The sequence below is a fragment of the Amycolatopsis pigmentata genome, assembly GCF_042684065.1.
Lineage (GTDB): Bacteria > Actinomycetota > Actinomycetes > Mycobacteriales > Pseudonocardiaceae > Amycolatopsis_E > Amycolatopsis_E pigmentata.
In genome coordinates this window covers 997726-1021805 of sequence record NZ_JBHUKR010000004.1, presented here as the reverse complement: position 1 = coordinate 1021805, position 24080 = coordinate 997726, and the positions used below count along the sequence as shown (strand labels likewise).

Genomic DNA, 24080 nt, shown 5'->3' with positions numbered 1-24080 from the left:
TCAGGCAAGAGAAACGGGCCGGGAGGAACGATGACGACGGGGTCGGTCAGTGCCCGCCGTGCGGACACCCGGCGCAACCACGAGCGCATCCTGGTCGCGGCCGCCGAGTCGCTGACCGGATCGGACGAAGTCTCCTTCAACGCGATCGCGAAGGAGGCCGGAGTGGGCGTCGGCACGGTGTACCGGCACTTTCCCACGCCGGCGGCGCTCATCCTGGCGGTCTACCAGCGTGAGGTGCGGCATCTCGTCGAGGTCGTGCCGAGCCTGCTCGACCGGCACGCGCCGGAAGAGGCCTTCCGGATCTGGATCTTCGACTACCTGGTCCACTACATGATGACCAAGCGGGGCCTGGTCAAGGCCCTCGCCGCCGCGACCGCGTGCCAGGGCGAACTCCCGGCGGAAGCCTACGAAGCCATGAAGGACGCGATGTCCAGCCTCCTGAAGGCCAACGTCGAAGCCGGGACCGTGCGCGAGGGCCTCGATCCGGAGACCCTCCTCAGTGGCCTGTACGGTCTGTTCCACCTCGACCCCCGCGGCGACTGGCGAAGCCGGACCGAGAGACTGCTCGACCTGCTGTGGCGGGGAATGTCGGTTGGCCGCTGACCTCACGGTTTCCCCACGAGGCCACCTCCCCGAAGTCACTGTGACCTTCCGGTGACGGCCTGCCTGGCGTAATGGGGCCGGTCTCGGTGAAAGGGGGCGGGTTCCGTTGGGCAGCGCACGCCTGCCGCGTCCGATCCGGCTGGCCGGCGTGGCACTCCTCGGTCTGGGATCGCTCGCCGTGCTCGGTCCGGGTTCGGCGCCCGCCGAGGAGCAACCCGGGCCGTGCGGGCCGTCCCCGGTCCCGGCCTTCTTTTCCGACGACGCGCCCGGCTTGCCGGTGGCCGAGCCCGATGAGCGGGGGGACTACACCCTCACCGCGCATGTGGGCGCGCATTCGTTCCACAGTGGATGGCCCGCGGTGCGAACCCTCGGGTACAGCGCGCCCGGAGCGCCGATGGACTACCTCGGTCCGACGATCGTGACTCGCGAGGGCACGCCGACCGCGGTCAAGGTGGTCAACGCCCTGCCGCCCGCGGGCGTCCGGGTTTTCCCTTTCGACCAACCGGACAACGAAAACACCACCACGTTGCACCGTCACGGCGGGCTGCAGGCTCCGGTGGACGACGGTGTCCCGGCGCCGCTGCAGGAGCAGACCCCGCCGGGAGGTTCGCGTGTCCTGCACTACCCGAACACCCAGGCCGCGTCACCACTGTGGTACCACGACCATCCGGACATGAACGCCTCCTACCATGTCTACGAAGGACTCGCCGGGTACATTCCCAACACCGACCCGCTGGAGCGGACCTACGGCCTTCCGTCCGGCGACTTCGCCAAGACGTTCATCGTGCAGGACAAGTCGTTCAACCGTGATTTCACCCTGTGCTATGGCCACACGCGACCGCAGTTCTTCGGTGATCTGCCGGTGGTCAACGGAACCATCGCGCCGAAGCAACAGGTCGAACCACGCCGCTACACCTTCACCTTGATCAACGGGTCGGATTCCCGGTTCTACCGCTTCGGGTTCAAGCAGGTTTGCGGCAGGCCTTCGAACGCGCCTCGCATGACGGTGGTGGCCGGGGACAACGGCTACGTGCTTCATCCGGCACCGGTCACCGACCTCGTCGTCGCGCCGGGCGAGCGGTACAAGCTGGTGGTCGACTTCACCGGCCATCAGTCGGAGAACTGGGTCTTGTCCAACACGGCCCCGATTCCGTTCCCCGGCCGTTTCTCCGACGGTGTCGACCCTGAGGGGGGTCGTATCTCGCAGGTGATGCGGTTCGACGTCGGCTCGTCGGTCAGTTCGCCCGACACTTCACGCGTGCCCGCGACGTTGGCCGAGACCAACAACAGTCCACCCGCGTCCGCCTTGCTCGCCGGGGCCAGACTGCGCACCGTCCAAGGCGCGGAAGCCGGGCGGGGTTCCCCCCAGCTCGGTGACCGCGACCGGGTGCTGGACTATTCCGACCCGGTGACCGAGACGCCGGAGTACGGCACGACCGAGGCATGGGCGTTCCGGAACCGCACCGGTGACGCGCACCCCATCCACGAACATCTCGTCGAACTGCGGCTCGTCGGCCGCTGGCACGTCGGACGGTGGGACGCCGGCGGCAATCCGGTCCCGTCCACGATCGGCCCGTTCGAACCCGCGGCCGCCTTCGAGTCGGGTCCGAAGGACACCTTCATCACACCACCGGACTCGATCACGGTATGGGTGGGCCGGTACACCGTCCCCGGCACCGCGGTGTGGCACTGCCACATCATGTCGCACGAAGACGGTGCGGCGAGCGGGGGAGAGGTGGAGATGATGCGACCGTTGTCGGTGGTGTCCGCGCCGCAACTCCAGTTGCCGTTCGTGGTGAACCTTCAACGCCTGGACCAGTTGGTCAGACAACCGTGACGGGCTCCCTCAATCGGCCGCGGTGCGCAGTCCGAGCCTGCGGGCGTCGCGTTCGGGACGGATGAAGATCACGGCCAGCAGACCGCCGGCGAGGGACAGCACACCGGCGATGGTGAAGGCCAGGGTGTATCCGGCCGTGCTCTTGCCCGCGGCTTCGACGATCCGGCCGGTGAGGTAGGGCGCGAGGAGCCCGGCGGTGGTGATGAGGCCGATGCTGATGGACAGCACCGCGCCGCGTTGACGGGTGGGGCTGATCTCGGCGTTCACGGTGAGCGCGATGGCGAAGATGATCCCGCCCAGGCTGAACGCGATGGTGAGCAGCACGAGTTGCACCGTCCGGCTCCCGGTGACCGGGAACAGCACCATGGCCGCGCCGGCGACGAGGACGGCGACGCCACCGAGCACCCCGCGGGCGAGGCGGCTCGACACCCCACGGCGCATCAGCCATTCGGTGACGGCGCCTTGGCCGAGGTTGAACACCGCCAGGGCCGCCCACGGCAGGATCACCAGCGTGCCGGTGGTGCTGACGCTGTAGCCGAGCGCGGTTTCCAGATACGGCGGGACCCACGCGGTCAGCAAGGTCAGTGCCCAATAGGCGGCGAACCCGGCGAAGAACCCACCCAGCCAGGTGCCGCTGAGCAGGATCCTGCGGTACGGCACCCGGGGTTCGTCCGCCTCGGTCAGCGGCGCGTCCGCGGCGTGGACCGACGCCGTGCTCGCGACCGTGCCTTCCTTTCCCAGCAACGCCCACACCAGCACCCACACCATGCCGACGGCGAACAGCGAGAAGAACGCCCACCGCCATCCGTAGCCGACGATCACCGCGGTGAGCAGGGGAGCGCCCAGCGTCACGCCGATCGCGGAGCCCATGTTCAGCACGGCACTGGGAAGGCTGCGTTTCTCGTTCGGGAACCACTTGCTCGCCGCGTGCATGGCGACCGGGTTCGCCGGGCCTTCGGCGGCGCCGAGCACCACGCGGGAAGCCAGCAGCACCCCGAAACCGGCCGCGCCGGCCACCGGGAGCTGGGACAGCGCCCAGATCACGGCCATCACCAGCAGCACCCATTTCGTGCGCACCCGGTTCGACACGAACCCGACGACGATCGCGGAAATGCTGAACAGGAAATAGAAGGCACTGGAGAGCAGGCCGTAGTCACTGGCCGACAGGCCGAGGTCGTGCATGATCGGTTTGGCGGCCAGCCCGAGCACGGCCTTGTCCGCGAAGTTGATCAGCATGAATCCGAGCAGCAGGATGGTGACCACCCAGGCGCGGACGGCGCTCGGTGACACCACCGCGGTGGTCGCGGTTTCGGACCTGGTGGAGGAAAGCTTCATTGGTTTCGCCCCTTTCTCTGGTACTTTTACCGATTCGGCCAAAAGTAGGCGGATACGGTTCGCAGCCGATCTGCTGGTAGTCGCCCGTGTCCGCCGTGGCTGTGGTCGGATTGGTCATGATCGGCACAGTTAGGACGCCGACTCGAGTGCGGCGCGGGATTCGGCGACGGCCCAGGAATAGACGCCCTTGGCCATGGTGGAAGTGGCGGCCTTCTCCAGTGCCTCGAAGACCTCCGCGCGTGCGCGGTGAGCCTCGGTGTCCGCCGGGTCGGCGTCGGTGGCGAGCTGGGCGAAATGCCCGGCCAGCCGGAGTTCCCCGGCGGCCAGCAGTTCGCGGGCACGGGCCGCGAGCCGCGCGGAACCACCGGCCAGCGCGGCGATTTCCCGGGAGAGATCGGCGGTGCGGGCGGGTTTGAGGTTGGCGGGATTGCCGTCATACCAACCGCCGTAGAGCCGCCACACGTTGCGGGCCACGAATTCCGGCTCGTCGTAGGACGGTTTCAGGTACGGCTTGGCCAGGAGCTCGGCCGGGGCGGTGACGCCGTGCACGACTTCGTCGAGGGTGGCACCGGCGTTCATCGCGTCGACCGTCTGGTCGTGCAGTGTCCGCAGGAACTCGGCGGTGTCGGTGAGCGCGGCGCGCACCCGTTCGGCGCCGACGACCGGCACCCCGTGGCCCGGCAGGAGAAGTTCGGCGCCCAGGCTCGCCATCCACGTCAGCGCCTCCGCCCATTCAGCGGCATAACGCTGGACCTTCTGCGGGTTGCCGGCATTGGGAGAGGACCAGATGAAGAAGTCGCCGCAGCACAGGATGCGCCGGTCCGGCAGCCACGCGATCGTCGCGTCGTCCGTCTCGCCGCGTCCGTGCCGCAAGAGCACGTCCAGTTCGCCGACCCGCAGCGTGGTGGTGTCGCGATAGGTCAGGTCCGGGTAGCGGTAGTTCGCGGGCCAGCGCACGGGCACCTGAAACTGCCGCTCGTTGATCACCGTGTTGTAGCCGGCAGTGGCGGCGTAGCGGCGGAACCGTGCCGGAGTGTTTTCGTGGGCGATCACGGTGGGGCGCCTCGATCCGCGCTCGGCGGCCTCGGCGTCGAACGGCTCGGTGCCGAAGACGTGGTCGAGATGGCCGTGGGAATACACCGCCGTATGCAGTGGCGCGTCCGTGCGGGCGCGGGTGGCGGCGAAGAGATCCTTCGCGGTGCGCTTCTCTCCGGCGTCGAAGGAGAACAGTCCGTCCGAGGTGGGGAACAGGTAGACATTGCCGAACGCGGGCCACATCCAGACGCCTTCGGCGATCTCGTGCAGACCGTCCTTTCGCAACCGTCCTGTGTGGAAGAAGCCGGTGTCGGCCTCACCGCGCCAGACGCGGTCGGCGTAATCGAGCAGTTCGGTCACGGGTTCCCTCCCTGATGGGCATAGGTGATCAGCGCGTCGACGGCGACCAGTGCGTCGCCGGTGACACACAACGGATTCAGGTCGACTTCGGCGATGTCCGGATCGGTGGTGAGCAACCCGATCAGCGCGGTCAACGCGGACCGGGTGGCCGGGGCCGGAGCGCCGAGCACGGACTCGGCCCAGCCGGCGAGTTCGGTGATCTGCGCGCCGGTGGCGGGGAGCAGCAGCGCCCGGCGCGGGGCTTGCGGATCTTCGGCGCGGTCCCCGCCCGCACCGAGCAGCACCGCGGTTCCGTAGACCGGGTCACGAGTCGCGCCCAAGGCCACTTCCGCGCTGTGCGGCAGCAACGGTTGCGCGGCCAGCGCACGGTCCGGATCGGCGGAATGCCGGTCCAGCGCTTCGGCGAGCACCGTCGCGGCCGCGGGCAACTCGGCCTCGGTCACGCCGATCCGTACCAGACCGCACCGGGCGCGGTGCGGGACGTCCGCGGCGTCTCCCTTGAGCACGTACGGCCCGCTCCATCCGGACTGTCGCACGGCTTCGACCAGCGTCTCGGCGTCTAGAGCGGCCACGGTGTCCACATGGGGGATTCCGGCTCGGGCCAACACCGGGGCAGCGGTCAGTTCCGAAGCCACGCGACGATCGGTGCTCGTGCCGTCCGTCTCCGGCGCCGGCCGGGGCGCCGGGACCCGGTCGGGCAGGAGCGCGCGCAGCCGCCGCCGCAATGCGCCGATACTCGGCAAAACCGTTTCCGGGCGGCCAAGCCGCGCGAGTTCGCCCGGCGGCGCGCACGCCCACACGAACCAGGCCGGTGTGGACAGTTCACCGATGGTCCCGGCGAGCGCGCGGTAGGCGTCCAAAAAGGAATCGCCGAAGGTCAGGTACAGCACGATGCCGTCAATGCCGGGATCGGCGTCGAGCGCGCCGAGCAGGCCGGCGATCCGGTCGAGCCAGCGGTCGAAGTTGCCGCCCAGGTCCACCGGGTTGGCGTCGGTGGCTTCGACACCACCGATCTCCGCCAGGCGGGCACGGGTTTCCTCGGCCAGCGGCGGGATGCGGGCCCCGATCGTGGCGAGGGAATCCGCGAGCACTCCGGCCGCGCCACCGGACATCGTCAGCACCGCGAGCCGGGGCGCGGGCGGCAGGCTCACTCGTTTGCGGGCGCTCAGCACCGCGTCGACGAGTTCTTCGTCGTCGGTAACCAGGTGGATGCCTTCCTGACGGCACAACGAGGCCAGCAGCAGATGATCCCCGGCGACGGCGGCGGTGTGGGAAAGCGCGGCACGCCGTCCCGCCGCACTCCTTCCGACGGTCAGTGCCACCACGGCCTTTCCGGCCTGTCGTGCTCGCCGCCCCAGTTCCCGCAGTCCGTTGGCGTCGCGGACGCCTTCGAGGTAGAGCACGAGCACCTCGACGTCCGGCTGGTCCAGCAGATAGGCGCCCAGCTCACCGACGGAGAGGCAAGCCTCGTTGCCGACGCTGGCGTAGTAGGAGTACCCGAGTCCGGCCTGCTCCAGCAGGTCGGCGAGCACGAAGCCCATCGCGCCGCTCTGCGTCACGATCGCGACCGGTCCCGGATCGGGCCGTGCGCGGTCGAGGAATCTGGTCGTGGACACCTGCACCGCCGCCGCACGGCTGACCACGCCCAGGCAGTTCGGGCCGAGCACGGGCATCGGCCCGGCCGCCGCGCGCAACTCGTCCTGCAAGGCTTCGTTGCCGCCTTCGGCGAACCCGGCGGCGTAGACGACCGCCGAGCCCGCACCGATTTCCCGTGCCTGGCGCAACAATCCCGGCACCGTGGCCGCGGGCGTGGCCAGCACCACCAGATCCGGTCCGTAACCGATCTCGTCCAGGGAACCGACGACGCGGACTCCCGGCAGAACGAGTCCTTGGCGGGCCACGGCGGTCACTTCGCCGCGGTAGCCGCCTTCCACCAGCCGTCGTACCGTCATCCGCCCCCAGGACCGATCCGAGGTGGCCGACACACCGACCACGGCGATCGACTTCGGCCGGAACAGCGGTTCGCAACGGGGGGCACCGGGAATCGTCGTGGACACAGCTTCGACTGTCGTGGAGATGCGGGGTTCCGGGATAGCGTTCTTTGCCCACAGTTTCCCCGTAGGCTGTTGTGACATGTCACAACGACCGTGGGACCGGCTGGAACGGCGCATGCAGGCTGTCGCGGACCGGGCACTGCACGCTTATGCCGCAGCCTCGCCGCATTACCGTGGCGTGGTGCCGGAACACCTCTACCGGCACATGGCGCATACGTGTCGTGAGGCCGTGCGGCTCTACGTGCGCATGGTTCGCGAACAACGCGAGCCGGGAGTGGACGAACTGCGCCTGTTCTCCGAACGCGCCGGAGAGCGCGGTGCGGAGGGGCTGCCGGTCGCCGAACTCCTGCAGGCGTACTTCTTCATCGCCGAGGCGATCTGGGAGGAGCTGTCACAAGTTACTGATGGCGACCTGCCGCCGGACGCGGCCGGGACGCTCCTGCGTTGTGTGCACCGCCTGGCGTATGTGGGCGTCCAGGCGCATCAGGAAGAGTCCCAGGCCGCGCACAGCGAGGAACGCGAAGCCATGCGGGAGGTGGTGCGAGCGCTGGTGACGGGCGAACCGGCGGCCGAATTCGCCGCACGGTACGAAATCCGTCTCGTCGAGGCCTACGCGGTGCTCGCGCTCGCGTTCGCGGACCATCCCGCCGAATCGGTCGGCGACACCGTCGGCCGCCGCCTCGCCGGTCACCGCAAGGTGCACCAGCTCACCGGCCACCTGCGCCGGGAACTGCGTGACGACGTGCTCGCGTCGCTGAATCCCGATGGTGGTCTGGTCCTCTTCCCCGCCACCCCCGGACATGCCGAACGGGATCTCGCGACGGTGCGCGAGGCGATCCCGAGGCTTCGCGATCGCATCGGTATCGAGATCACCGGCGGCTACGCGGTCGCTCCGGACATCGCGTCCATCCCGGCCGTCACCGAGCGGGCGCGGAAACTGCTCCGGCTGGCGGCACCCGGTCAGGTCGCGATTCTCGACGACCACCTTTTCGAATATCAGCTCTCCCACGAAAGCGACGCGGCGCCCCAACTGCTTTCCATCGCCGATCGGCTGCGTGGCGAACCCGACCTGATGGACACGCTGACCGCCTACTTCGCGAACGACTTCAACCGCCGGGAAACCGCCCGGCGGCTCCACGTCCATCCCAACACCGTCGACAACCGTCTGTCGCGGATCGCCGCGCTCACCGCGGCGAACCCGCGTACCGCGCGGGGCTTGATGATCCTCGGCGCCGCCCTCGCGCTTCCGGAGTCCTGACCGCGCCCGGGAAACGAGCTAGGCGCCGTGGTCGGCATCGCGCAGGGAATGGATCATGCTCTTGAGGATCCGGAACGCTTCCGACTGCTCGGGCCCGGTCATGCCGGACAGCATTTTGATCTCGACGGACCGGACCGCCGCGGACGCCTTCTCGAGCCTCCGTCGGCCGCGGGGCGTGAGCCGCGTGGGAAGAACCTTCCCGACGGGCGCCTCCGCCGGCCTGGTCACGTAGCCCTCTTTTTCCAGGCCCTGGAGCACCACGTTCATCGACTGCCGTGTCACGAACGCGCCCCGGGCGAGCTCGGAGTTCGACAAGCCAGGCCGTTGAGCGAGCAGTTCGAGGCAGGAGTAGTGCGTCACGGTCATCCCGAGCGGCCGCAGCACCTCCTCCATGGCCGCGCGGAGCACGCTCGACGCCTCTTTCAGCAGATAGCCCAGTGACGTCTCCAGGTCGACGCCGGCACCGTCTTGACTCATGTCAGTATTCTGACATAGATTGGCCCGTGTCAGAAGACTGACACGACGTTGGAAAGAAGGAGCATCATCATGCCCGCCACCGGCCCCGACTTCATCTCGCTCCAAGCGCGCGACCTCGACGCCTCACAGGCGTTCTACGAGCGCTACCTCGGCCTCGTCCGCTCGCAGGCCGGACCTCCGCACGCCGTCGTCTTCGAGACGAAGCCGATCGCGTTCGCGCTCCGCGATGTCGTTCCCGGCACTGATCTCGCCTCCGTCGCCCAGCCCGGCATCGGCGCCGCGATCTGGCTCCACGCCACAGATGTCCAGTCCATTCACGACGCTCTCGTCGCCGACGGCCACACCATCGTCTCCGCGCCGATCGACGGCCCGTTCGGCAGGACCTTCACCTTCGCCGACCCCGACGGCTACCAGGTCACTCTCCACGACCGCGCCTGATCGACGCTATCGCGTGACCTGCTGAGGCTCCCCGGCGACGAGGATGTCGGCGATCTCGGCGGCACGCGTGATCGGGGAGAAATGACTCCCGGCGACGGTGTGCACCGTGAACGGGTTTCCGGGAGTCAACCGGTCCGCTTCGGCGATCATCCGGTCCTGGACTTCGAGGGGAATGACCTCGTCTTCGGTGGTGCGGATGTAGGTGCGGGGCAATCCGCCCCACGTCCGTTCCTCGACCTGGGCCTGACCGGCGATCGCCTGGATCGGCTCGTCCGGTTGCAGGGCGTAGGCGAGTACGGCCGGTACGTGAGCGGGATCGAGGTCGGCCATGAGCAGGGCATGCTGTGCCGCGATCACCTCGGGGTCCCCGGTGCGCACGTTCATCCGCAGGGCCCCGATCGCGGCCGGGTTCCCGGCGAAAGCCAACCGCCGCGCTCTCCCGAGCGGGCTGTCCTGAGGCGGCTGGCTCGGCGCGTAGGCGGTGACCGAAGGCACGTCCACGCAGCAGTACGCGCTCAGATACACCACCCTGGCCACCAGTTCAGGCGCCGAGTTGGCGACCAGGGTCACCGTGCTTCCGCCGAGGCTGTGACCGACGAGGACGACCGGCCCGTGGCCGGCGGCCCGCCGGAGAACGCCGAGGGTGTGGTCGACATAGTCGTCCAAGGTGAATTTCGCCAATGGTGACGGCGAGGTGGCGAATCGTGCGTCCTCGCGGGGATCTCCGAAGCCGTCCGGGAACACGGTGTCGAAACCGTGCCCGGGCAGTTCCACGGGCAGCGCGCGATGCCCGCGGAGCACCAGTTCGGTCACCATCGGATGCCACAGAAAGGAGGTCGCGCCCGCACCGGTCACCAAGGCGAAGGTCACATTGTCATCGCTCATGTCGGGAAATCATGCCGAACTGGTGTCAGCCTGTGGGGCGTTTTCCGTAAATCCGATCGCGCAGGTATTCAAATCGCAGGTGATGACCGCGGTCCGGTCATCGGGACCGAGGACCTTCGGCTCTTTTCGGCGCCGAGGGGCCGGAGGGATGCTGCGGGTTCAGCGTTGAAACCGGCTGAGTTCGGACTGGCAGAGGAGGCTGGCTGTGACTACTGCTCGGGACATCATGCATGTCGGCGCCACGTGTATCGGGGAGCACGAGACGCTGGAATCCGCCGCCAAGCAGATGCGCGACCTCGGCGTGGGCGCGCTGCCGATCTGCGGTGACGACGACCGGCTGCACGGCATCATCACCGACCGCGACATCGTGATCAAATGCCTCGCGGCCGGGAAGGACCCGCGCAAGATGACCGCGGCGGAACTGGCCCAGGGCGCGCCGTACGTGGTGCGGACCGACGCCGACATCACCGACGTGCTGTCCGTGATGGAAGAGCACCAGGTTCGACGGGTGCCGGTGCTCGAAAAGAAGCGGCTGGTGGGCATGATCAGTGAAGCCGACGTCGCCCGTCATCTCCCGGAGCAGACCATCGGGCGTTTCGTGGAAGCGGTCTGCGCGCAGAACGCGTGACGCCGGAGGGAAGAAGTCTCCGGTTCGTGGAAGGGGAAAGGCGTGAACGCCGCTCAGCCGGCGGCCGTGGTGGAGATCCGCGTGGTCACGCACGACGGTGCGCTGCCGGAGGTGGCGGACTACGCGCGTGACAGGATCGGCGCCCTGGTCCGTTCGGCACGGCGTCCGGTTCCGTCGGTGCGGGTGCGGTTGTCGCGGCACGGCAAACCCGAGGTGCCGTGGGCGGTCGTGGCGCAGGCCAACCTGTTCGTGGACGGCGTTCCGATGCGGGCTCAGGCCGAAGGCGGGAATTCGTGGGAAGCGGTCGACCGTCTGGAGGAGCGCCTGCGGTGTCAACTGTGCGCCCGGCGCGGGTCGCGGCCCGAAGGCGCTCCGCCGCGCTCGCATCGGTGGTACCACCGGCCGGAGACCGAGCGAAGGGTCGTTCGCCGCAAGTCGTGCGCGCTCCGTCGCTGCACCGTCGAGGAAGCGGCGCGCGAGATGGGTCTTCTCGACTACGACTTCCATCTGTTCGTCGAGGCGACGACGGGACAGGACGCGGTACTCGTCCTGGCGGACACGACCGGCTACCGGTTGACGTTGGTTGCGCCTCCCGGCCCCGGCGAGTTCGGCGCGACCCGGCTGCCGTTGACGGTCGGCACGGAACCGGCGCCACGATTGACCGTCGAGGAGGCGGTCGTCCGGTCGAATGAAGCGGACGTGCCGTTCCTGTTCTTCGTCGACACCGGACGCGACCGGGGTGCTGTGCTCTACCGTCGTTACGACGGCCACTACGGACTTATCACGCCCCCCGCCGAAAAGATCCCGTGAGAAGTCCACAAAGGACTATCCGGATCGTGGGCCCGGAGGACGTGCCGCGATGAGCACCGCGACGATGGTGATCCCGATCCCGATCATCGTCGAGCCCGTGGGCCGGGGCCCGGGGACGACGAGGTCGATCGCCGCGGCGCCCAGGAGCTGACCGGTGACGGCGGCCAAGCCGAAGACGAGGACGCCGACGCGCCGCACGACCGCCGTGGTCACCGCGATCACGGCGATCCCGAGGAATCCGGCCGAGTAGAGCCAGGAAACACCGTCCGGCCGCCAGCCCGGGAAACCTCGTACGGCCCACTCGATCGCCGCGGCCAGGGCCAGGGCGAACCAGGCCACCACGAAGTTGATCACTGTGGCCGGCCAGGGCGAACCCGCGGCCAAGGCGACCCGGGCGTTCAGCCCCGACTGGATCGCCACCGCGAATCCGGCGAGGACAGGCAACGCCACCAGGCCCAACGCGCCCTGCGCGCCCAGCCGCCCGGAACCGGAGATGGCGACCGCGGCAACGCAGAGCAGGGCACCGCCAAAGCGGGCTGGGGTGACCGCACGCGGGCCGCCCGGGCCCAGGCCGCGCCAGTCCGCCACGATGCCGCCCGCCGCGGTGCCACCGACGACCGCCACGGTGAACACCGCGACTCCCAGTTCGCGAACGCTGATTCCCTGGCCTGCCACCAGAAGCGCGCCACCGAGGCCGCCGCAGAAGTGCCACCATCGAAGATCTCCGGCGCGCACCGCCGAGCGTGCACGTCGTAATCCGCGCCGCCCGGCGGGAAAGGCGGGCACGGCGACGAGCAACGCCGTCAGGCCCATGGCCGTGGTGTCCAGGGAAGCCGCGATCCCGTCACCGAGCCGCGCGCCGAGTTCGCCGTTCAACCGCGATTGGACGGCCAGGCCGAAACCGGCCGACAACGCCGCGCCGACGGCGATGAGATGTCGTGGGCCCGGTCGAGGGGGGCCTGCCGGTTTTCCGTCAATTACGGGCACTTGAAGAAACCATAGACCACCACAACGGTCGTTCACCGCTGGGTGTCACACGACCAAGCGATCCCGCTACGGCGATGGAACTGCGACACTTCTCGCGTTTGTCCGTAACGCTTACCGTAGGGGAGAATCATGGTGAAGCCAGGGAAGGTCCTTCTCGTGTCCACTTTGGCCGCGGCCGCGCTGTTCGGCACGGCCACCGTCGCGACGGCCGGGGAGGCGGCCGTCGCCAAGGGGCCGCAGCCACGCATCGTCCAGAACGACTACGTCGTTTTCAGACCCGGCAACGGTGTCTGGTACGACCGCAACAGCGCCACCGGGGGCGTGATCACCCAGCAGTGGGGTGTCGCGGGCGATATCCCGGTTTCCGGTGATTTCACCGGGGACGGCCGCAGTGACTACGTGGTCTGGCGTCCCAGCAACGGGGTCTGGTACGTCAAGAACCGCGTGACCGGAGCCGTGACCACGCAGCAGTGGGGGGCCTCCGGCGACATTCCCGTCGCGGCCGACTTCACGATGCACGGCCGCAACGACTACGTCGTCTGGCGCCCCAGCAACGGGGTCTGGTACGTCAGGGACAGCGTCACGGGCGCGGTGACCACGCAACAGTGGGGCGTCGCGGGCGATATCCCGGTTTCCGGTGATTTCACCGGGGACGGCCGCAGTGACTACGTGGTTTGGCGTCCCAGCAACGGGGTCTGGTACGTCAAGGACGGCGTGACCGGGGCGGTGACCACGCAGCAGTGGGGTGTCGCGGGCGATGTCCCGGTCAACGACTCGATACCGGTCAGCGCCAGCTTCACCGGGGACGGCCGCAGCGACTATGTGGTTTGGCGTCCCAGCAACGGGGTCTGGTATGTCAAGAACAGTGCGAACGGGGCGGTGACCACGCAGCAGTGGGGTGTTTCGGGCGACGTTCCGGTCGGCGGTGACTTCACCGGCGACGGCCGGAACGACTACGTGGTCTGGCGTCCTGGCAACGGGGTCTGGTACGTCAAGGACGGTGTGACCGGCGCGGTGACCACGCAGCAATGGGGCGTCGCCGGGGACATTCCGGCGGCATTCCACTGAGATCACCGGCACTGAAATCCTGTCGGTGCCGACCCCGCACAAGGACCGGGGGTGACCATGACCATGGTCACCCCCGGTGGTGCCGGTGAAACAACTCGGGTCAGTGGGCCTGCCACTGCTGCCAGTTGAGTTCCCAGTCGCCGTAGGTGTCGTAGATCGGCAGGATCGGTCCGGGCGTGTTCGTGACCTCCACGACGTCGCCGAGGCCGAACTGGTTGAAGAAGGCCTGCGCGTTTTCCGGGCTGAGGTTGATGCAACCGTGGGAAACGTTGGTGCTGCCCTGCTGGTTCACCGTGTTCGGGTTCTCGTGGACGAATTCGCCGTCGTTGGAGATCCGTTCCGCCCAGAACTCGGTCGACCGGTAGGCCTTGGGGTCGGGCGGGCAGACGCCGTAGGTGCAGGAGTCCATGATGACCTGCTGCTGCTTGTCCGAGATCACGTGCGGACCGGAGTGCGTGGGGGTCTCGTCCTTGCCGATGCTGATCGGCATCGTGCCCGTGACCGCGCCGTTGTGCAGGATCTGCATCTGGTCGGTCGCGCCGTCGGCCTTGGCGATCCACGAGTCGTGGATGCGGTAGGTGGCGGACCGGTCGGTCTGGCCGTACACGCCGGAACCGAGGTCGACGCCGTAGAGATTGACGTCGAGCTTGATCGTGGTGTTGGCCTGCCAGTAGTTCGGCCCGCGGTAGTGCAGTGTCCGGTCGTCGATCCAGTGCCAGGCGCCCGGCTGCTCGGGTGTCGTGGTCACCTTGATCGCCTGCTCGACCGCCGCCCGGTTGGTGATCTTGTGGTCGAAGGAGACGCCGACGATCTGGCCCACGCCGAAGGTCGCGCCGGCACCGGGGGGAGCCGGGGTCAGCGCCGGGAAGGCCTGGGCCGTCGGCGTCACGGTCTTCACGCTGCTCTTCTGTTCCACCGGTTTGTTGTCGGTGCCGACGGCGTCGGCGACCACGTCGTAGGTGGAGCCGTAACCGAGCACATCACTGGAGGTCCAGGACGTGCCGTCGGCGGCGAGCGCACCCTTGACCGTGCTGCCCTTGGCCGTGTTGGTCACGGTGACCGTGGTGAGCTTGCCCTTCGCCACCTTGACCACGATGGGTGTCTTCGGGTTGACGTCGGTCTTCGCCGCGGGCTCGATGCTGACCTGCGCGACCGGAGGCACGGCGGCCGGATCCCCGGGGCCGCCGGCGTTGCCTTGGACGGTGGTGGTACAGGCGCTGAGCACAAGCGCCGCCGTGCCCGCGAGCAGCCCGAACTTACGGGCGCGGGGCATCGTGGCGGAGAGGCGCAGCGAAGTTCTTCTCGATGTCCGCATGAAAGTCCTGACGCACGAGGATGCAGGGTGGTGCACTGGCCCTAGGGTATTCGTGCGCCGTCGAGAACTTGCAGCCACCCGGGGGAGCGTGTCGCCGCCCGGCCCGGCCGCCGTGCACGCGGGGTCACCGTCCGATCCGGCTGCTCCGATCGGCCCGGAACCGTCCAGGTGACCTCACGTATCAGCCGCGGGGGTCCGGTGCTCCTTGGAGTTGTGGTGCCAGAAGCTCCCCGCGCGCCGGGCGTGAGCGGCGTCGAATTCCGGGTTCTGGGCCCGCTAGAGGTGCTGGCCGGCGGTGAGCCGGCCGACCTCGGCGGGCCGAGGCTGTGGACGGCGCTGGCGTTGCTGGTCGCCGGTGCCGGCCAAGTGGTCAGCGTCGCGGCATTCGTGGACGCCCTGTGGGGCCACCATGCGCCGCCGGGCGCCGAACGGACCGTGCGCACCTACATGTCACGCCTGCGGAAATCCCTGGCATCGGACCTGCTGGTCACTCGTCCGCCCGGTTACCTCTTGGCGGCGGGACCGGACATGGTCGACGCGACGCGGTTCGAGCGACTGGCCGTCGCGGGGCGGCGCGCCTTGGACGGCGGGGCGACCGAGGTCGCGAGCGAACTGCTGGCCACGGCCCTGGGCCTGTGGCGGGGCACCGCCTACGGGGAGTTCGGTGGTGTTCCGGTCCTCGACGCCGAAGTCGCCAGGCTGGAACGAGCTGGGCACGAATGCGGGCGGGATGTCCGGGGCGAAGACCCGGAGGTAGCTTTCGGCGTGCGCGGCCCTGTCCATCAGGAACGGCAGGTCGAACACGACCAGTTTGCGCACGGCGAGGAGCGGTACCGGCGCGCGCAGGGCCTTGAACTCCGGGTTCCACAGGCCGGGCTGGTCACGGGCCGGGTGGAACTGGCCGATCATCAGGCCGTCCGCGACGAAGAAGTCCTTCGCCTGGCGTTGCACCTTGTCCAGGGCCGCCGAACTGCGCCGGTGAGGCAGGCGAGATGAAACAGTCCTTTGTGGAGCGATGGCTGGGTGTACGGGCACACCGGGCCGCTCCGGCCGAGATCGGGTGGGCGGAAACGAGGAATTTCCGCGCCCAGGAAAGGATTTCCCGGATGTGGGGGAGATGCGCCGCGGGCACTTCGCCGTTGTCGGCTTCCGCCGCGGTGCGGATGAGTGCCCGGTCGTCACCCCTGGCCAGCCGCGGGTAGTTGGCGCCGTAATACGCCGTACGCCAGTCCTCCAGGTCCGGGTCCGTGAAGTTCACATACGCCCCCTCGCCGCCGTAGGACGCCAGCGCTTCACGCAGCTCCGCGAGCCAGCGGAGGTTGGCGCGCACCACGGCGGGCTCGTCGTCGTCCGCGCGTTCAGGGAACACGGGGTCCGGCCCAGCCGTGCCGGCCACGGCGTTTCCGGGCACGGCTGGGCGCTGGAGGATCTCTGGGGTTCGGTGTCGTGGCTACGCCAGGAGGTTGTCGAATTCGCCGTCCTTGGCGGCGAGCAGGAACGCCCGCATCTCATGCCGTTCGAAGACCAGGATCGGGCTGTCCGCACCGAGCTTCGAGTCGCGCATGCCGACGCAGCCGGGCAGCGAGCCGTTGAGTTCGACGCAGGCGTTCACATTGCTGTAGCTCGATTTGTGCCAGCCGGACATGGTGGCGAGTGTGGTGCGTGAAGCCTCGATGTTCACGAAATCTCCTTTGCCATACTGAGGATCATTTCTCGGGACCGATCAGGGTGTTCGGCCTGTATCTGCAGGCGCTCGAAGGTGCGCCTGAAGTCGTTCAGCGACTCCATGGACTCGTAGTAGAGGACCTGTCGCCTGTTTTCGATGCACACGGTGCCCGGGTCACCGACGAATTCCGTGGGATAGTCCAGGATGGTGAAGGGCCCGTCGGTGGCGGGATGCGCGCCCGCGGAAAAGGGCAATACCTGGATTTCGATGTTCGGCCGCTCGGACAACCGGGCGAGGTGTTCCAGCTGGGCCCGCATCACCGCCGGGCCGCCCGTTCTGCGCCGGAGAATTCCCTCGTCGATGACCGACCAGATCTGGGGAGCGTCCTCGCCTCGATCCAATACCGCGGCCTGCCGCGCCAGTCTGAGTTCGATCCGGGACTCGATTTCCTCGTTGCTCAGCCGTTGCCCGGGTGGCCGGAGAATGGCTGAGGCGTATTCACGAGTCTGGAACAAGGCGGGCAGGACGGTGAGATCGACACTGCTGATCCGCGCGGCGCCGGTTTCGAGTCCCAGATACAGATTGAACGACTCGGGAACGGCGTCGTGGAACTTGATCCACCAGTCCTTGCCGCGTCTGGCCTTCTTGATCAGCTCACGGAAGGAGGCCACGAGTTCCGGTTGGCCATAGAACTGGAGCAGCACCTCGACGTCCGAGGGCGCCGGCAGGTTCCGCGCGGTCTCGATATGCGCGATGACCGTGCTGGCCTTGCCGATGCGCTCGGCCGCGGCGGCCCGGTCGATACCGGCGGTTTCGCGGTGCCGCCGCATCTCGAGTGCGATCCAGCGCTTGATGGCGGTGGGGTTCAGCGTGCCCACGAAGCTGCTACCTCCCGGTCCCAGGTCTGGCGGCTCCTGCCTCACCCGAATGGCGCAAACATCGCCTATGATCAATTGTTGTCTTCTACGTTCGCCTGGCCCTCCTAAGGTTTCCCGGTACGTCTTCGTTGGCCTGACGTTGCACCACGAGTAGACGGCCAAATGTGAAGCTATACATTTGACCCATGGGGCACTCTACAACATTCTGGCCGACCCGCATCCGCTGATCACGAAAGAGGGAATTGATGGATCCGCCGCAGGTCCGGCAAGCCGCGCCCGATGACGACGTGCCGCGGCGAGGCTGTCTGGCGCACGCCCCGTTGTTTTACCCGGGAAAAGAGAAGGGGGGTGCATGGTGGTGATCGAATTCGTGGAGGTCGATCTCGACACGGAACCGGTGACCTTCAGCGGAAACCAGGCGAACTAGCAATCACACGGGGAGTCGTCATGTTGCGTCCGAAGATCAAGAATGAGCACCGGCCCGTTCGTCACGGCGAAGACCGGGTACGGATCGGCGGAATGGTGGTGGGGATCGCCGCCGATATGCCGGACCCGGACGGCCGGGTGTGGGCGCTGCTGGAGACTCTCGACGGCTCACGCACCGTGGACCAGGTGGTCGCCGACCTGGTCCACCGTTTCCCCGGCGAGCCCGCCGAACGAGTGCGAGCCGACATCGACGCGCTGGTGCGGGCGGGCTACGTCGAGGACGCCGCGGAACGCCCACCCGATGCTTTGTCCGCGGCCGAGCGCGAGCGCTACGGCCGCGGTCGGGCGCTGTTGCGGTGGATGGACCGCGTTCCGCGCCAAACCAGTTGGGACACCCAGTTGCTGTTGCGCGAAGCCCGGGTCGTGGTGATCGGCGTCGGCGGGGCGGGCGGCGTCGCGGCCCTGGCGTTGGCGGTCTCCGGCGTCGGGCGCCTGCACTGCGTCGACCCGGACGTGGTCGAGCTGTCCAACCTGAACCGGCAGATCCTCTTTACCGAGCACGATGTGGGCAGGCGGAAGGTGGACGCGGCACTGGACCGGCTCCGTGCCCACAACACCGCCATCACCGTCACCGGTGAGGAACTCACCATTGACGGCCCCGCCGCCCTGCACCGCCTGGCGGCCGACGCGGACGTTCTTGTCGTCACCGCGGACCGTCCCGCCGAGATCCGTTCGTGGGCCAACCAGGCCTGCCACGCCACCGGTACCAAGTGGGTGCACGGCGGTTACCACGGTCCACAGGTCACCATCGGGCTGTACCGGCCGGGCAGTGGGCCGTGTTACGACTGCGCCCGGATCACCGAACAACGGCGGCTCGCCGGGCTCCCGCCGCGCACCCCGTGGAAGTCCTCGGCGGATACGGTGCACCAGCCGGCCAACGCCGTGACCGCCGGTATCGCCGGGTACCGGGTCGCGCACGCGGTGATGAGCCTGATCACCGGGGTACCCGCGCTGGCCGCGAACCGCCAGTACGGCCTCAACCTCGTCACGTTGGAGCACGCCTACGCGCTCGCGCCCGACGCACCGGATCCGGACTGCCCGACCTGCCGCCCGGCGTCCCGCTGAACAGCATTCCCGGCATCGGGCGCGGCGCGGGATTCCAGGCCGCGCAAGGCATCCCGGACGGTTTCGGCCCGGGGGTCACCGAACTCGGTGAGGATCGCACAGGCGTCCCGCAGGTACTGGCCCGCTCGAGAAAGGTCTCCCATGCTTTCCAGGCAGGAGGCCGCGGTCTCCAGCACCAGCGCCGTGTGGTGGTCCGTACCTTCGAGGCTCCGGTTCAGTTCGACGGCCCGCATGGCGCATTCGAGACCGGCCTCCGCCTGACCCAGTTCCCGCCACGCCACGGCCAGGTTGTGCAAAGCGAAAGCCTCGCCCACGTGGTCGGCGATCCGCCGTCGGAGACCGAGTTCACGGTGGGCGTGATCGAGGGCCCGCTCGTAGTCGCCGAGGCGGGCACTGATTTCGCTGAGATTGCATTCCACCACCGCTTCCCAGCGCGTGGCCCCGGTGCGCCGGGCCAGCGGCAAGGCCCGCAGGTAGCAGGCACGGGCCTCCGGATAGCGGCCCTGGCCGAGGCGAATGAAGCCCAGCGCGGCGAAGGCCGCTTGCTGGTGGTCCAGGTCGTTCAGTTCCCGGGCCAGCACCAGCAGGCGGGCGCAGTCGGCTTCCGCGTCCGCCCACCGGCCCGAATTCGAGAACGTCTCGCACCGGCAGGCCAGCAGGAACGCTTCGGCGGCCCGGTCCCCGCAGGTCCGGGCGACGGAGATACCCAGCGATTCCGCTTCCGCTTCCACCGGCCACATGGCCCGCTCGCGGAACACGAGGAACCGCGCGGTGCCGGCCAGTCCCAGAGCCGGACCGTGGGCGCGGCATTCCACGGCCGACCGCAACGCCGCCATCAGGTTGGTCTGCTCGGCGTTCAACCAGGCGAGCGCCCGCGCGCGGTCGGCGAACTCCATTTCCGCCGCACCGTCCACACCGGCCTCGATGCCGGCATGGACGGGAAACACCAGCCGGTCCGCGGCCAGGGCGGTGCGGGCGTACCAGGTGAGCACGCGGTCCAGGGCGTCGCGGCGATCCCGCTCGCTGTCGTGGCTCGCCGACTGGGCGGCCGCATAGGTATGAAGCAGGTCATGGAACCGGTATCGCTTGCGGCCCACTACTTCCACCATGTGCGTCTCGGCCAGCGCCTCCAGGTGACGATAGGCCGTGGCTTGGGGCAGGCCGGTGAGCGCCGCGGCGGCGGGTACCCCGAATTCCGGCCCGGGATGCAGGCCCAGCCTCCGGAAGGTTCGCGCCTGTCCACCGGGTAGGTGGGCATAGGACCAGTCGAAAACGCCACGCACCGAATCGGCCTCGTCCCCGTCGCCGCTCACCGCGGTCTCCTCGGCTATGTCTTCCACGATGTCGGCCACCGCCAGATGGCGGCGAACCGCCAGCCGGGTCGCCGCGATCCGCAACGCCAGCGGCAGCCGCGCGCACACCTCGATCAACTCCGCCACGGCGCCGGGCTCGGCGTCGGCGCGCGCCGCGCCGATCACACCGCGTACCAGCACTTCCGCTTCCCTCGGCGGCAACAAACCCAGGGTGATGTGCCGTGCCGCCACCGCCACTCCCAGCCCGGTCAGGCGGGCGCGGCTGGAAACCAGCACCAGGCATCCGGGCGCGCCGGGCAGCAACGGACGGACCTGGTCCGTGGTGCCCGCGTTGTCGAGCACGACCAGCACCCGCCGCTGCGCCAGCACCGACCGGTACAGCCCGGTGAGGGCGTCAGGGTCCGAGGGGATCCGTTTCTCGGCGACTCCGAGCGCCGTCACGAACCCCGCCAGCACCTGCACAGGAGCCAATGGTGCGCTCGGACCGTAACCGCGCAGGTTCACGAACAACGTCCCGTCCGGGAACCGATGCTGGGCCCGGTGTGCCCAGCGCACCACGAGCGCGGTCTTCCCGACCCCCGCGGTTCCGTCCACCACCGCCACCCCGCGCGCCGGCCCGTCTTCGGACAGCAACGAGTCCAGTGCCGCCGTTTCCCCGGTGCGACCGGTGAAATCGGGCACCGCGGCGGGCAACTGCCGTGGCACCGGGAGCCGTCCCTCCGCCGGCGGCATCGAGAGCACAAGGTGGCCGATCGTTCGCGCCTGGACCACGGAGCCACCGGCAGTGCCACGGAAGTCGTTGCCCGTCTCCGCCTTGTCGGCCACACGCCTCAGTGTCACCCAGCCGCTCGCGTGGAGAACCGCGACGGCGCCATCACCACCCGCACGGAGCACCTGCGCACACCTTCCCCGTGCCGACGGCCGGACCGCACCACGCGACCGTGACGATGGCATGCCTGCCCGCGCATTCGTAGCCTCGGGTTATGGCCACGCCTGACCTGGGCGGTAGCGCGGGTCGTGGGCCGCCCGGCGCGAAGTGGTGGACCCTCACGGCGGTCTGCCTGGGCACGTTCATGCTGCTGCTCGACGTGACGATCGTCAACGTCGCGTTGCCGGAAATCCAGGAGTCGCTGGCCGCTTCCTTCGCCGACCTGCAATGGGTCGTCGACGCCTATGCGCTGACCCTGGCGGCGTTGCTGCTCACCACGGGATCACTGGCCGACCTGTACGGCCGCCGGCGCCTCTACCTGGCCGGGCTGGTCGTGTTCACGGGCGCGTCGGCGCTGTGCGGGCTCGCGCGGTCACCGCTCATGCTCGAAATCTCGCGGGGCGTGCAGGGTATCGGCGGGGCGACGATGTTCTCGGTCTCGCTGGCGCTGCTGGCGCACGCGTTCCGCGGCCGGGACCGGGGGGTGGCCTTCGGCGTCTGGGGGGCGCTCACCGGCGTCGCGGTCGCGGCCGGGCCCGTCGTCGGCGGGGTGCTGGTCTCCGGCCTGTCCTGGCGGTGGATCTTCTTCGTCAACCTGCCCATCGGGGTGATCGCGCTCGTCCTGACGATGATCAAGGTCTCGGAGTCACGGGACGAGCGCGCTTCACCACCCGACTGGCTGGGGTTCGTGGTGTTCTCGGCGGCGCTGGGGTGCCTGGTATACGCCCTCATCGCGTCCGGACGCGAGGGGTTCACCGCGCCGCGGGTGATCGCGTTCTTCGCTGTCGCGGCGGGTCTCCTCACCGCTTTCGTGGTGATCGAGGCGCGCCGCACGCATCCCATGTTCGACCTCCGGCTGTTCCGGCTGCCCACGTTCGTCGGCGGTGACGTCGCGGCTTTCGGAGTCGCCGCCGGAATCTTCTCCGTGCTGCTCTACCTGGTGCTTTATCTCCAGGAGGTGCTCGAGTACAGCGCGTTGCAGACCGGGCTGCGGCTACTGGTCCTTTCCGCCGGGATCCTGGCGGCCAGCGGGGTGGCCGGGCGGCTGAGCGCGGTGGTGCCGGTCCGGCTGCTCGTCGGCCCGGGACTGCTCCTGACCGGCGCGGGGCTGTTGCTCATGCGCGGTCTCACCGCGGGTTCGTCCTGGACCCACCTGATCCCGGGGATGCTCGTGGCCGGCGTGGGGATCGGATTCGTCAACCCGCCCCTGGCCTCCACCGCGGTCGGGGTGGTCGAGCCCCGGCGGGCGGGCATGGCCTCGGGCATCAACGCGACCTTCCGGCAGACCGGGATAGCCACCGGGATCGCGTTGCTGGGTGCCCTGTTCACCACCCGGCTGACCTCCGCGGTGGCCGCGATGACCGCGGGCACTCCGCTCGCCGCGCACAGCGCGGAAATCACCGTCGCACTCCGCGACGGCGGGGCGGACGGCCTGATCGCCGCGTCCGTCCCGCCGCAGCGCGACCTGATCGGCGAGGTCGTCCGGGGCAGCTTCGCCGCCGCCCTGAACGACATCCTGCTGATCGCGGCGCTCATCGAGGTCGTGGCCGGGATCGCGGCGCTCGCCCTGATCCGGACGAAGGACTTCGTCCGGCAGGTGCCACCATGACCGTGCACAATGGACACCGGAAATGCCACTCACCGTCGCGTAAGAGGTGATGGAGCGGTGACGACCGAATGGCCGCGATTGCGTGTCGCGGAATGGACCGAGACCCGGGACACGCTTCACCTGTGGACCCAGATCGTGGGCAAGATCCGGCTGGCCCACGCGCCGTTGCTCAATCACTGGTGGCAGGTCACGCTTTATGTCACGCCGCGGGGGCTGAGCACTTTCACGATTCCCTGCGCGGCCGAGTCCTTCGACATCGAGTTCGACTTCCTCGACCATCGGCTGAGGTTCCGCACCAGTGACGGCGGCGGCCGCGAGGTGGTGCTCGCGGCGAAGCCGGTGGCCCGGTTCTACGCCGAAGTGATGGAGGCGATGAACGAACTGGGTGTTCCGACGGAGATCCGGCGCACGCCCAACGAGGTCGAGACGGCCATCCCGTTCGACGAGGACTTCCGGCACGCCAGCTACGATCCTGAGGCGGCGACGCGCTTCTGGCGCCAGCTTCTGCGGGTGAACCGGGCGTTGGCCCTCTTCCGGTCCGGGTTCGCCGGAAAGGTCAGCCCGGTGCACTTCTTCTGGGGCGCGATGGATATCGCGTGCACGAGATTCTCCGGACGCGCCGCGCCACCGCATCCCGGTGGAGCTCCGAACTGTCCACAATGGGTGATGCGCGAAGGGTACTCGCACGAGGTGTCCAGTTGCGGATTCTGGCCCGGAGGAGGCGAGGAAGGCGCGTTCTACGCCTACGTCTATCCGGAGCCGGGCGGATTCGCCGACTACCCGGTCAGCCCGCCGGAAGCGTTCTACAGCCGGGAGTACAGCCAGTTCCTGCTTCCGTACGAGGCGGTGGCGGACGCCGCGGACCCGGACCGGGTGCTGGCCGGATTCCTCGAGACGACCTACACGGCCGCCGCGGAACTCGGCGACTGGGATCGCGCGGCACTGGAAGTCGATCCACACCGCTGGGACCGTTACCTGCTCGCCGGGCGATCCTGAACGCCCATTCGATCGGCTGCGAAACCCGCGTCCGGCGTCATACTGAATT

The 24080-nt window shown here is 68.8% G+C and carries 20 protein-coding genes and 3 pseudogenes; 11 read left to right on the top strand and 12 right to left on the bottom strand.

Annotation, left to right across the window (positions count from 1 at the left end; translation table 11 throughout):
* Positions 1-30 precede the first annotated feature (30 nt).
* Positions 31-603 carry a TetR/AcrR family transcriptional regulator gene (locus ACFSXZ_RS06410; protein WP_378262222.1) on the top strand — a complete coding sequence of 191 codons (573 nt, stop codon included), beginning with the start codon at positions 31-33 and terminating at the stop codon, positions 601-603.
* A 106-nt stretch (positions 604-709) separates the two neighbouring features.
* On the top strand, positions 710-2440 hold the full coding sequence (locus ACFSXZ_RS06405) for a multicopper oxidase family protein (protein ID WP_378262220.1): 1731 nt from the start codon (positions 710-712) through the stop codon (positions 2438-2440).
* Between the two features lie 9 nt (positions 2441-2449).
* Here the strand turns inward: ACFSXZ_RS06405 and ACFSXZ_RS06400 are convergent, their stop codons facing one another.
* The 3 genes from ACFSXZ_RS06400 to ACFSXZ_RS06390 all read right to left on the bottom strand — a co-directional run bounded on the left by ACFSXZ_RS06400 (position 2450) and on the right by ACFSXZ_RS06390 (position 7227).
* The gene (locus ACFSXZ_RS06400) at positions 2450-3775 is read right to left on the bottom strand and encodes an MFS transporter (protein WP_378262218.1); all 1326 of its coding nucleotides are present in this window, start codon (positions 3773-3775) and stop codon (positions 2450-2452) included.
* Positions 3776-3904: 129 nt separating this feature from the next.
* Complete coding sequence (locus ACFSXZ_RS06395) at positions 3905-5170, bottom strand: alkyl sulfatase dimerization domain-containing protein (protein ID WP_378262216.1); 1266 nt, start codon at positions 5168-5170, stop codon at positions 3905-3907.
* The gene (locus ACFSXZ_RS06390) at positions 5167-7227 is read right to left on the bottom strand and encodes an acetate--CoA ligase family protein (RefSeq protein ID WP_378262214.1); all 2061 of its coding nucleotides are present in this window, start codon (positions 7225-7227) and stop codon (positions 5167-5169) included. The genes ACFSXZ_RS06395 and ACFSXZ_RS06390 overlap by 4 nt, the downstream gene beginning before the upstream one ends.
* Before the next feature lie 76 nt (positions 7228-7303).
* Here ACFSXZ_RS06390 and ACFSXZ_RS06385 point away from each other — a divergent pair, with 76 nt between their 5' ends.
* Positions 7304-8482: a PucR family transcriptional regulator gene (locus ACFSXZ_RS06385; RefSeq protein WP_378262212.1), complete on the top strand. Its 1179-nt coding sequence runs from the start codon at positions 7304-7306 to the stop codon at positions 8480-8482.
* 18 nt (positions 8483-8500) lie between these two features.
* Here ACFSXZ_RS06385 and ACFSXZ_RS06380 read toward each other — a convergent pair whose 3' ends face one another.
* A complete protein-coding gene (locus ACFSXZ_RS06380) occupies positions 8501-8959 on the bottom strand; it encodes a MarR family winged helix-turn-helix transcriptional regulator (RefSeq protein WP_378262210.1) in 459 nt (152 codons plus the stop codon).
* 69 nt (positions 8960-9028) lie between these two features.
* Between ACFSXZ_RS06380 and ACFSXZ_RS06375 the strand changes: the two genes are divergently transcribed.
* On the top strand, positions 9029-9397 hold the full coding sequence (locus tag ACFSXZ_RS06375; protein WP_378262208.1) for a VOC family protein: 369 nt from the start codon (positions 9029-9031) through the stop codon (positions 9395-9397).
* Between the two features lie 6 nt (positions 9398-9403).
* Here ACFSXZ_RS06375 and ACFSXZ_RS06370 read toward each other — a convergent pair whose 3' ends face one another.
* Complete coding sequence (locus ACFSXZ_RS06370; protein WP_378262206.1) at positions 9404-10282, bottom strand: alpha/beta hydrolase; 879 nt, start codon at positions 10280-10282, stop codon at positions 9404-9406.
* Between the two features lie 205 nt (positions 10283-10487).
* Here ACFSXZ_RS06370 and ACFSXZ_RS06365 point away from each other — a divergent pair, with 205 nt between their 5' ends.
* Together ACFSXZ_RS06365 and ACFSXZ_RS06360 are read left to right on the top strand one after the other, a co-directional pair.
* Positions 10488-10910 (top strand): CBS domain-containing protein, encoded by a 423-nt coding sequence (locus ACFSXZ_RS06365; protein WP_378262204.1) that lies wholly within the window; start codon positions 10488-10490, stop codon positions 10908-10910.
* Between the two features lie 42 nt (positions 10911-10952).
* Entirely contained in the window at positions 10953-11720 is a 768-nt protein-coding gene (locus tag ACFSXZ_RS06360; protein ID WP_378262202.1) for a sigma 54 modulation/S30EA ribosomal C-terminal domain-containing protein, read from the top strand.
* Positions 11721-11735: 15 nt separating this feature from the next.
* On the opposite strand, the gene ACFSXZ_RS06355 is transcribed toward ACFSXZ_RS06360, so the two are convergent.
* On the bottom strand, positions 11736-12707 hold the full coding sequence (locus tag ACFSXZ_RS06355; RefSeq protein WP_378262200.1) for a DMT family transporter: 972 nt from the start codon (positions 12705-12707) through the stop codon (positions 11736-11738).
* 129 nt (positions 12708-12836) lie between these two features.
* On the opposite strand from ACFSXZ_RS06355, the gene ACFSXZ_RS06350 reads away from it, so the two are divergent.
* Positions 12837-13775: a VCBS repeat-containing protein gene (locus ACFSXZ_RS06350; protein WP_378262198.1), complete on the top strand. Its 939-nt coding sequence runs from the start codon at positions 12837-12839 to the stop codon at positions 13773-13775.
* Between the two features lie 100 nt (positions 13776-13875).
* Here ACFSXZ_RS06350 and ACFSXZ_RS06345 read toward each other — a convergent pair whose 3' ends face one another.
* Positions 13876-15090: a L,D-transpeptidase gene (locus tag ACFSXZ_RS06345; protein WP_449224267.1), complete on the bottom strand. Its 1215-nt coding sequence runs from the start codon at positions 15088-15090 to the stop codon at positions 13876-13878.
* Between the two features lie 168 nt (positions 15091-15258).
* Here ACFSXZ_RS06345 and ACFSXZ_RS06340 point away from each other — a divergent pair.
* Positions 15259-15792: pseudogene (locus ACFSXZ_RS06340) on the top strand (AfsR/SARP family transcriptional regulator); the annotation flags it as partial.
* 81 nt (positions 15793-15873) lie between these two features.
* On the opposite strand, the pseudogene ACFSXZ_RS06335 reads toward ACFSXZ_RS06340, so the two are convergent.
* From ACFSXZ_RS06335 to ACFSXZ_RS06320, 4 genes and pseudogenes are all read right to left on the bottom strand, one after another.
* Positions 15874-16127 (bottom strand): annotated as a pseudogene (locus ACFSXZ_RS06335) (DUF6875 domain-containing protein); the annotation flags it as partial.
* Positions 16128-16285: 158 nt separating this feature from the next.
* Positions 16286-16348, bottom strand: a pseudogene (locus tag ACFSXZ_RS06330) (BBE domain-containing protein); the annotation flags it as partial.
* Between the two features lie 192 nt (positions 16349-16540).
* Positions 16541-16771 (bottom strand): DUF397 domain-containing protein, encoded by a 231-nt coding sequence (locus tag ACFSXZ_RS06325; RefSeq protein ID WP_378262196.1) that lies wholly within the window; start codon positions 16769-16771, stop codon positions 16541-16543.
* Positions 16768-17634 (bottom strand): helix-turn-helix domain-containing protein, encoded by an 867-nt coding sequence (locus ACFSXZ_RS06320; protein WP_378262194.1) that lies wholly within the window; start codon positions 17632-17634, stop codon positions 16768-16770. The genes ACFSXZ_RS06325 and ACFSXZ_RS06320 overlap by 4 nt, the downstream gene beginning before the upstream one ends.
* 447 nt (positions 17635-18081) lie before the next feature.
* Here ACFSXZ_RS06320 and ACFSXZ_RS06315 point away from each other — a divergent pair, with 447 nt between their 5' ends.
* Positions 18082-19185 (top strand): HesA/MoeB/ThiF family protein, encoded by a 1104-nt coding sequence (locus ACFSXZ_RS06315; protein ID WP_378262192.1) that lies wholly within the window; start codon positions 18082-18084, stop codon positions 19183-19185.
* Here ACFSXZ_RS06315 and ACFSXZ_RS06310 read toward each other — a convergent pair.
* Positions 19122-21323, bottom strand: a complete 2202-nt coding sequence (locus ACFSXZ_RS06310) for an ATP-binding protein (protein WP_378262190.1) — start codon at positions 21321-21323, stop codon at positions 19122-19124. The genes ACFSXZ_RS06315 and ACFSXZ_RS06310 overlap by 64 nt on opposite strands.
* A 158-nt stretch (positions 21324-21481) precedes the next feature.
* Here ACFSXZ_RS06310 and ACFSXZ_RS06305 point away from each other — a divergent pair, with 158 nt between their 5' ends.
* A complete protein-coding gene (locus ACFSXZ_RS06305; protein WP_378262188.1) occupies positions 21482-23035 on the top strand; it encodes an MFS transporter in 1554 nt (517 codons plus the stop codon).
* 57 nt (positions 23036-23092) lie between these two features.
* Positions 23093-24031, top strand: coding sequence for a DUF5996 family protein (locus ACFSXZ_RS06300; protein ID WP_378262186.1), 939 nt, complete (start codon positions 23093-23095; stop codon positions 24029-24031).
* The last annotated feature ends 49 nt before the right edge of the window (positions 24032-24080 follow it).

What these genes read in the sequence shown, in the direction of transcription:
- ACFSXZ_RS06410 (WP_378262222.1), top strand. Translation starts at nt 31, where the DNA reads ATGACGACGGGGTCGGTCAGTGCCCGCCGTGCGGACACCCGGCGCAAC.
- ACFSXZ_RS06305 (WP_378262188.1), top strand. Translation starts at nt 21,482, where the DNA reads ATGGCCACGCCTGACCTGGGCGGTAGCGCGGGTCGTGGGCCGCCCGGC.
- ACFSXZ_RS06375 (WP_378262208.1), top strand. Translation starts at nt 9,029, where the DNA reads ATGCCCGCCACCGGCCCCGACTTCATCTCGCTCCAAGCGCGCGACCTC.
- ACFSXZ_RS06350 (WP_378262198.1), top strand. Translation starts at nt 12,837, where the DNA reads ATGGTGAAGCCAGGGAAGGTCCTTCTCGTGTCCACTTTGGCCGCGGCC.
- ACFSXZ_RS06400 (WP_378262218.1), bottom strand. Translation starts at nt 3,775, where the DNA reads ATGAAGCTTTCCTCCACCAGGTCCGAAACCGCGACCACCGCGGTGGTG.
- ACFSXZ_RS06345 (WP_449224267.1), bottom strand. Translation starts at nt 15,090, where the DNA reads ATGCGGACATCGAGAAGAACTTCGCTGCGCCTCTCCGCCACGATGCCC.
- ACFSXZ_RS06370 (WP_378262206.1), bottom strand. Translation starts at nt 10,282, where the DNA reads ATGAGCGATGACAATGTGACCTTCGCCTTGGTGACCGGTGCGGGCGCG.
- ACFSXZ_RS06315 (WP_378262192.1), top strand. Translation starts at nt 18,082, where the DNA reads ATGTTGCGTCCGAAGATCAAGAATGAGCACCGGCCCGTTCGTCACGGC.
- ACFSXZ_RS06380 (WP_378262210.1), bottom strand. Translation starts at nt 8,959, where the DNA reads ATGAGTCAAGACGGTGCCGGCGTCGACCTGGAGACGTCACTGGGCTAT.
- ACFSXZ_RS06385 (WP_378262212.1), top strand. Translation starts at nt 7,304, where the DNA reads ATGTCACAACGACCGTGGGACCGGCTGGAACGGCGCATGCAGGCTGTC.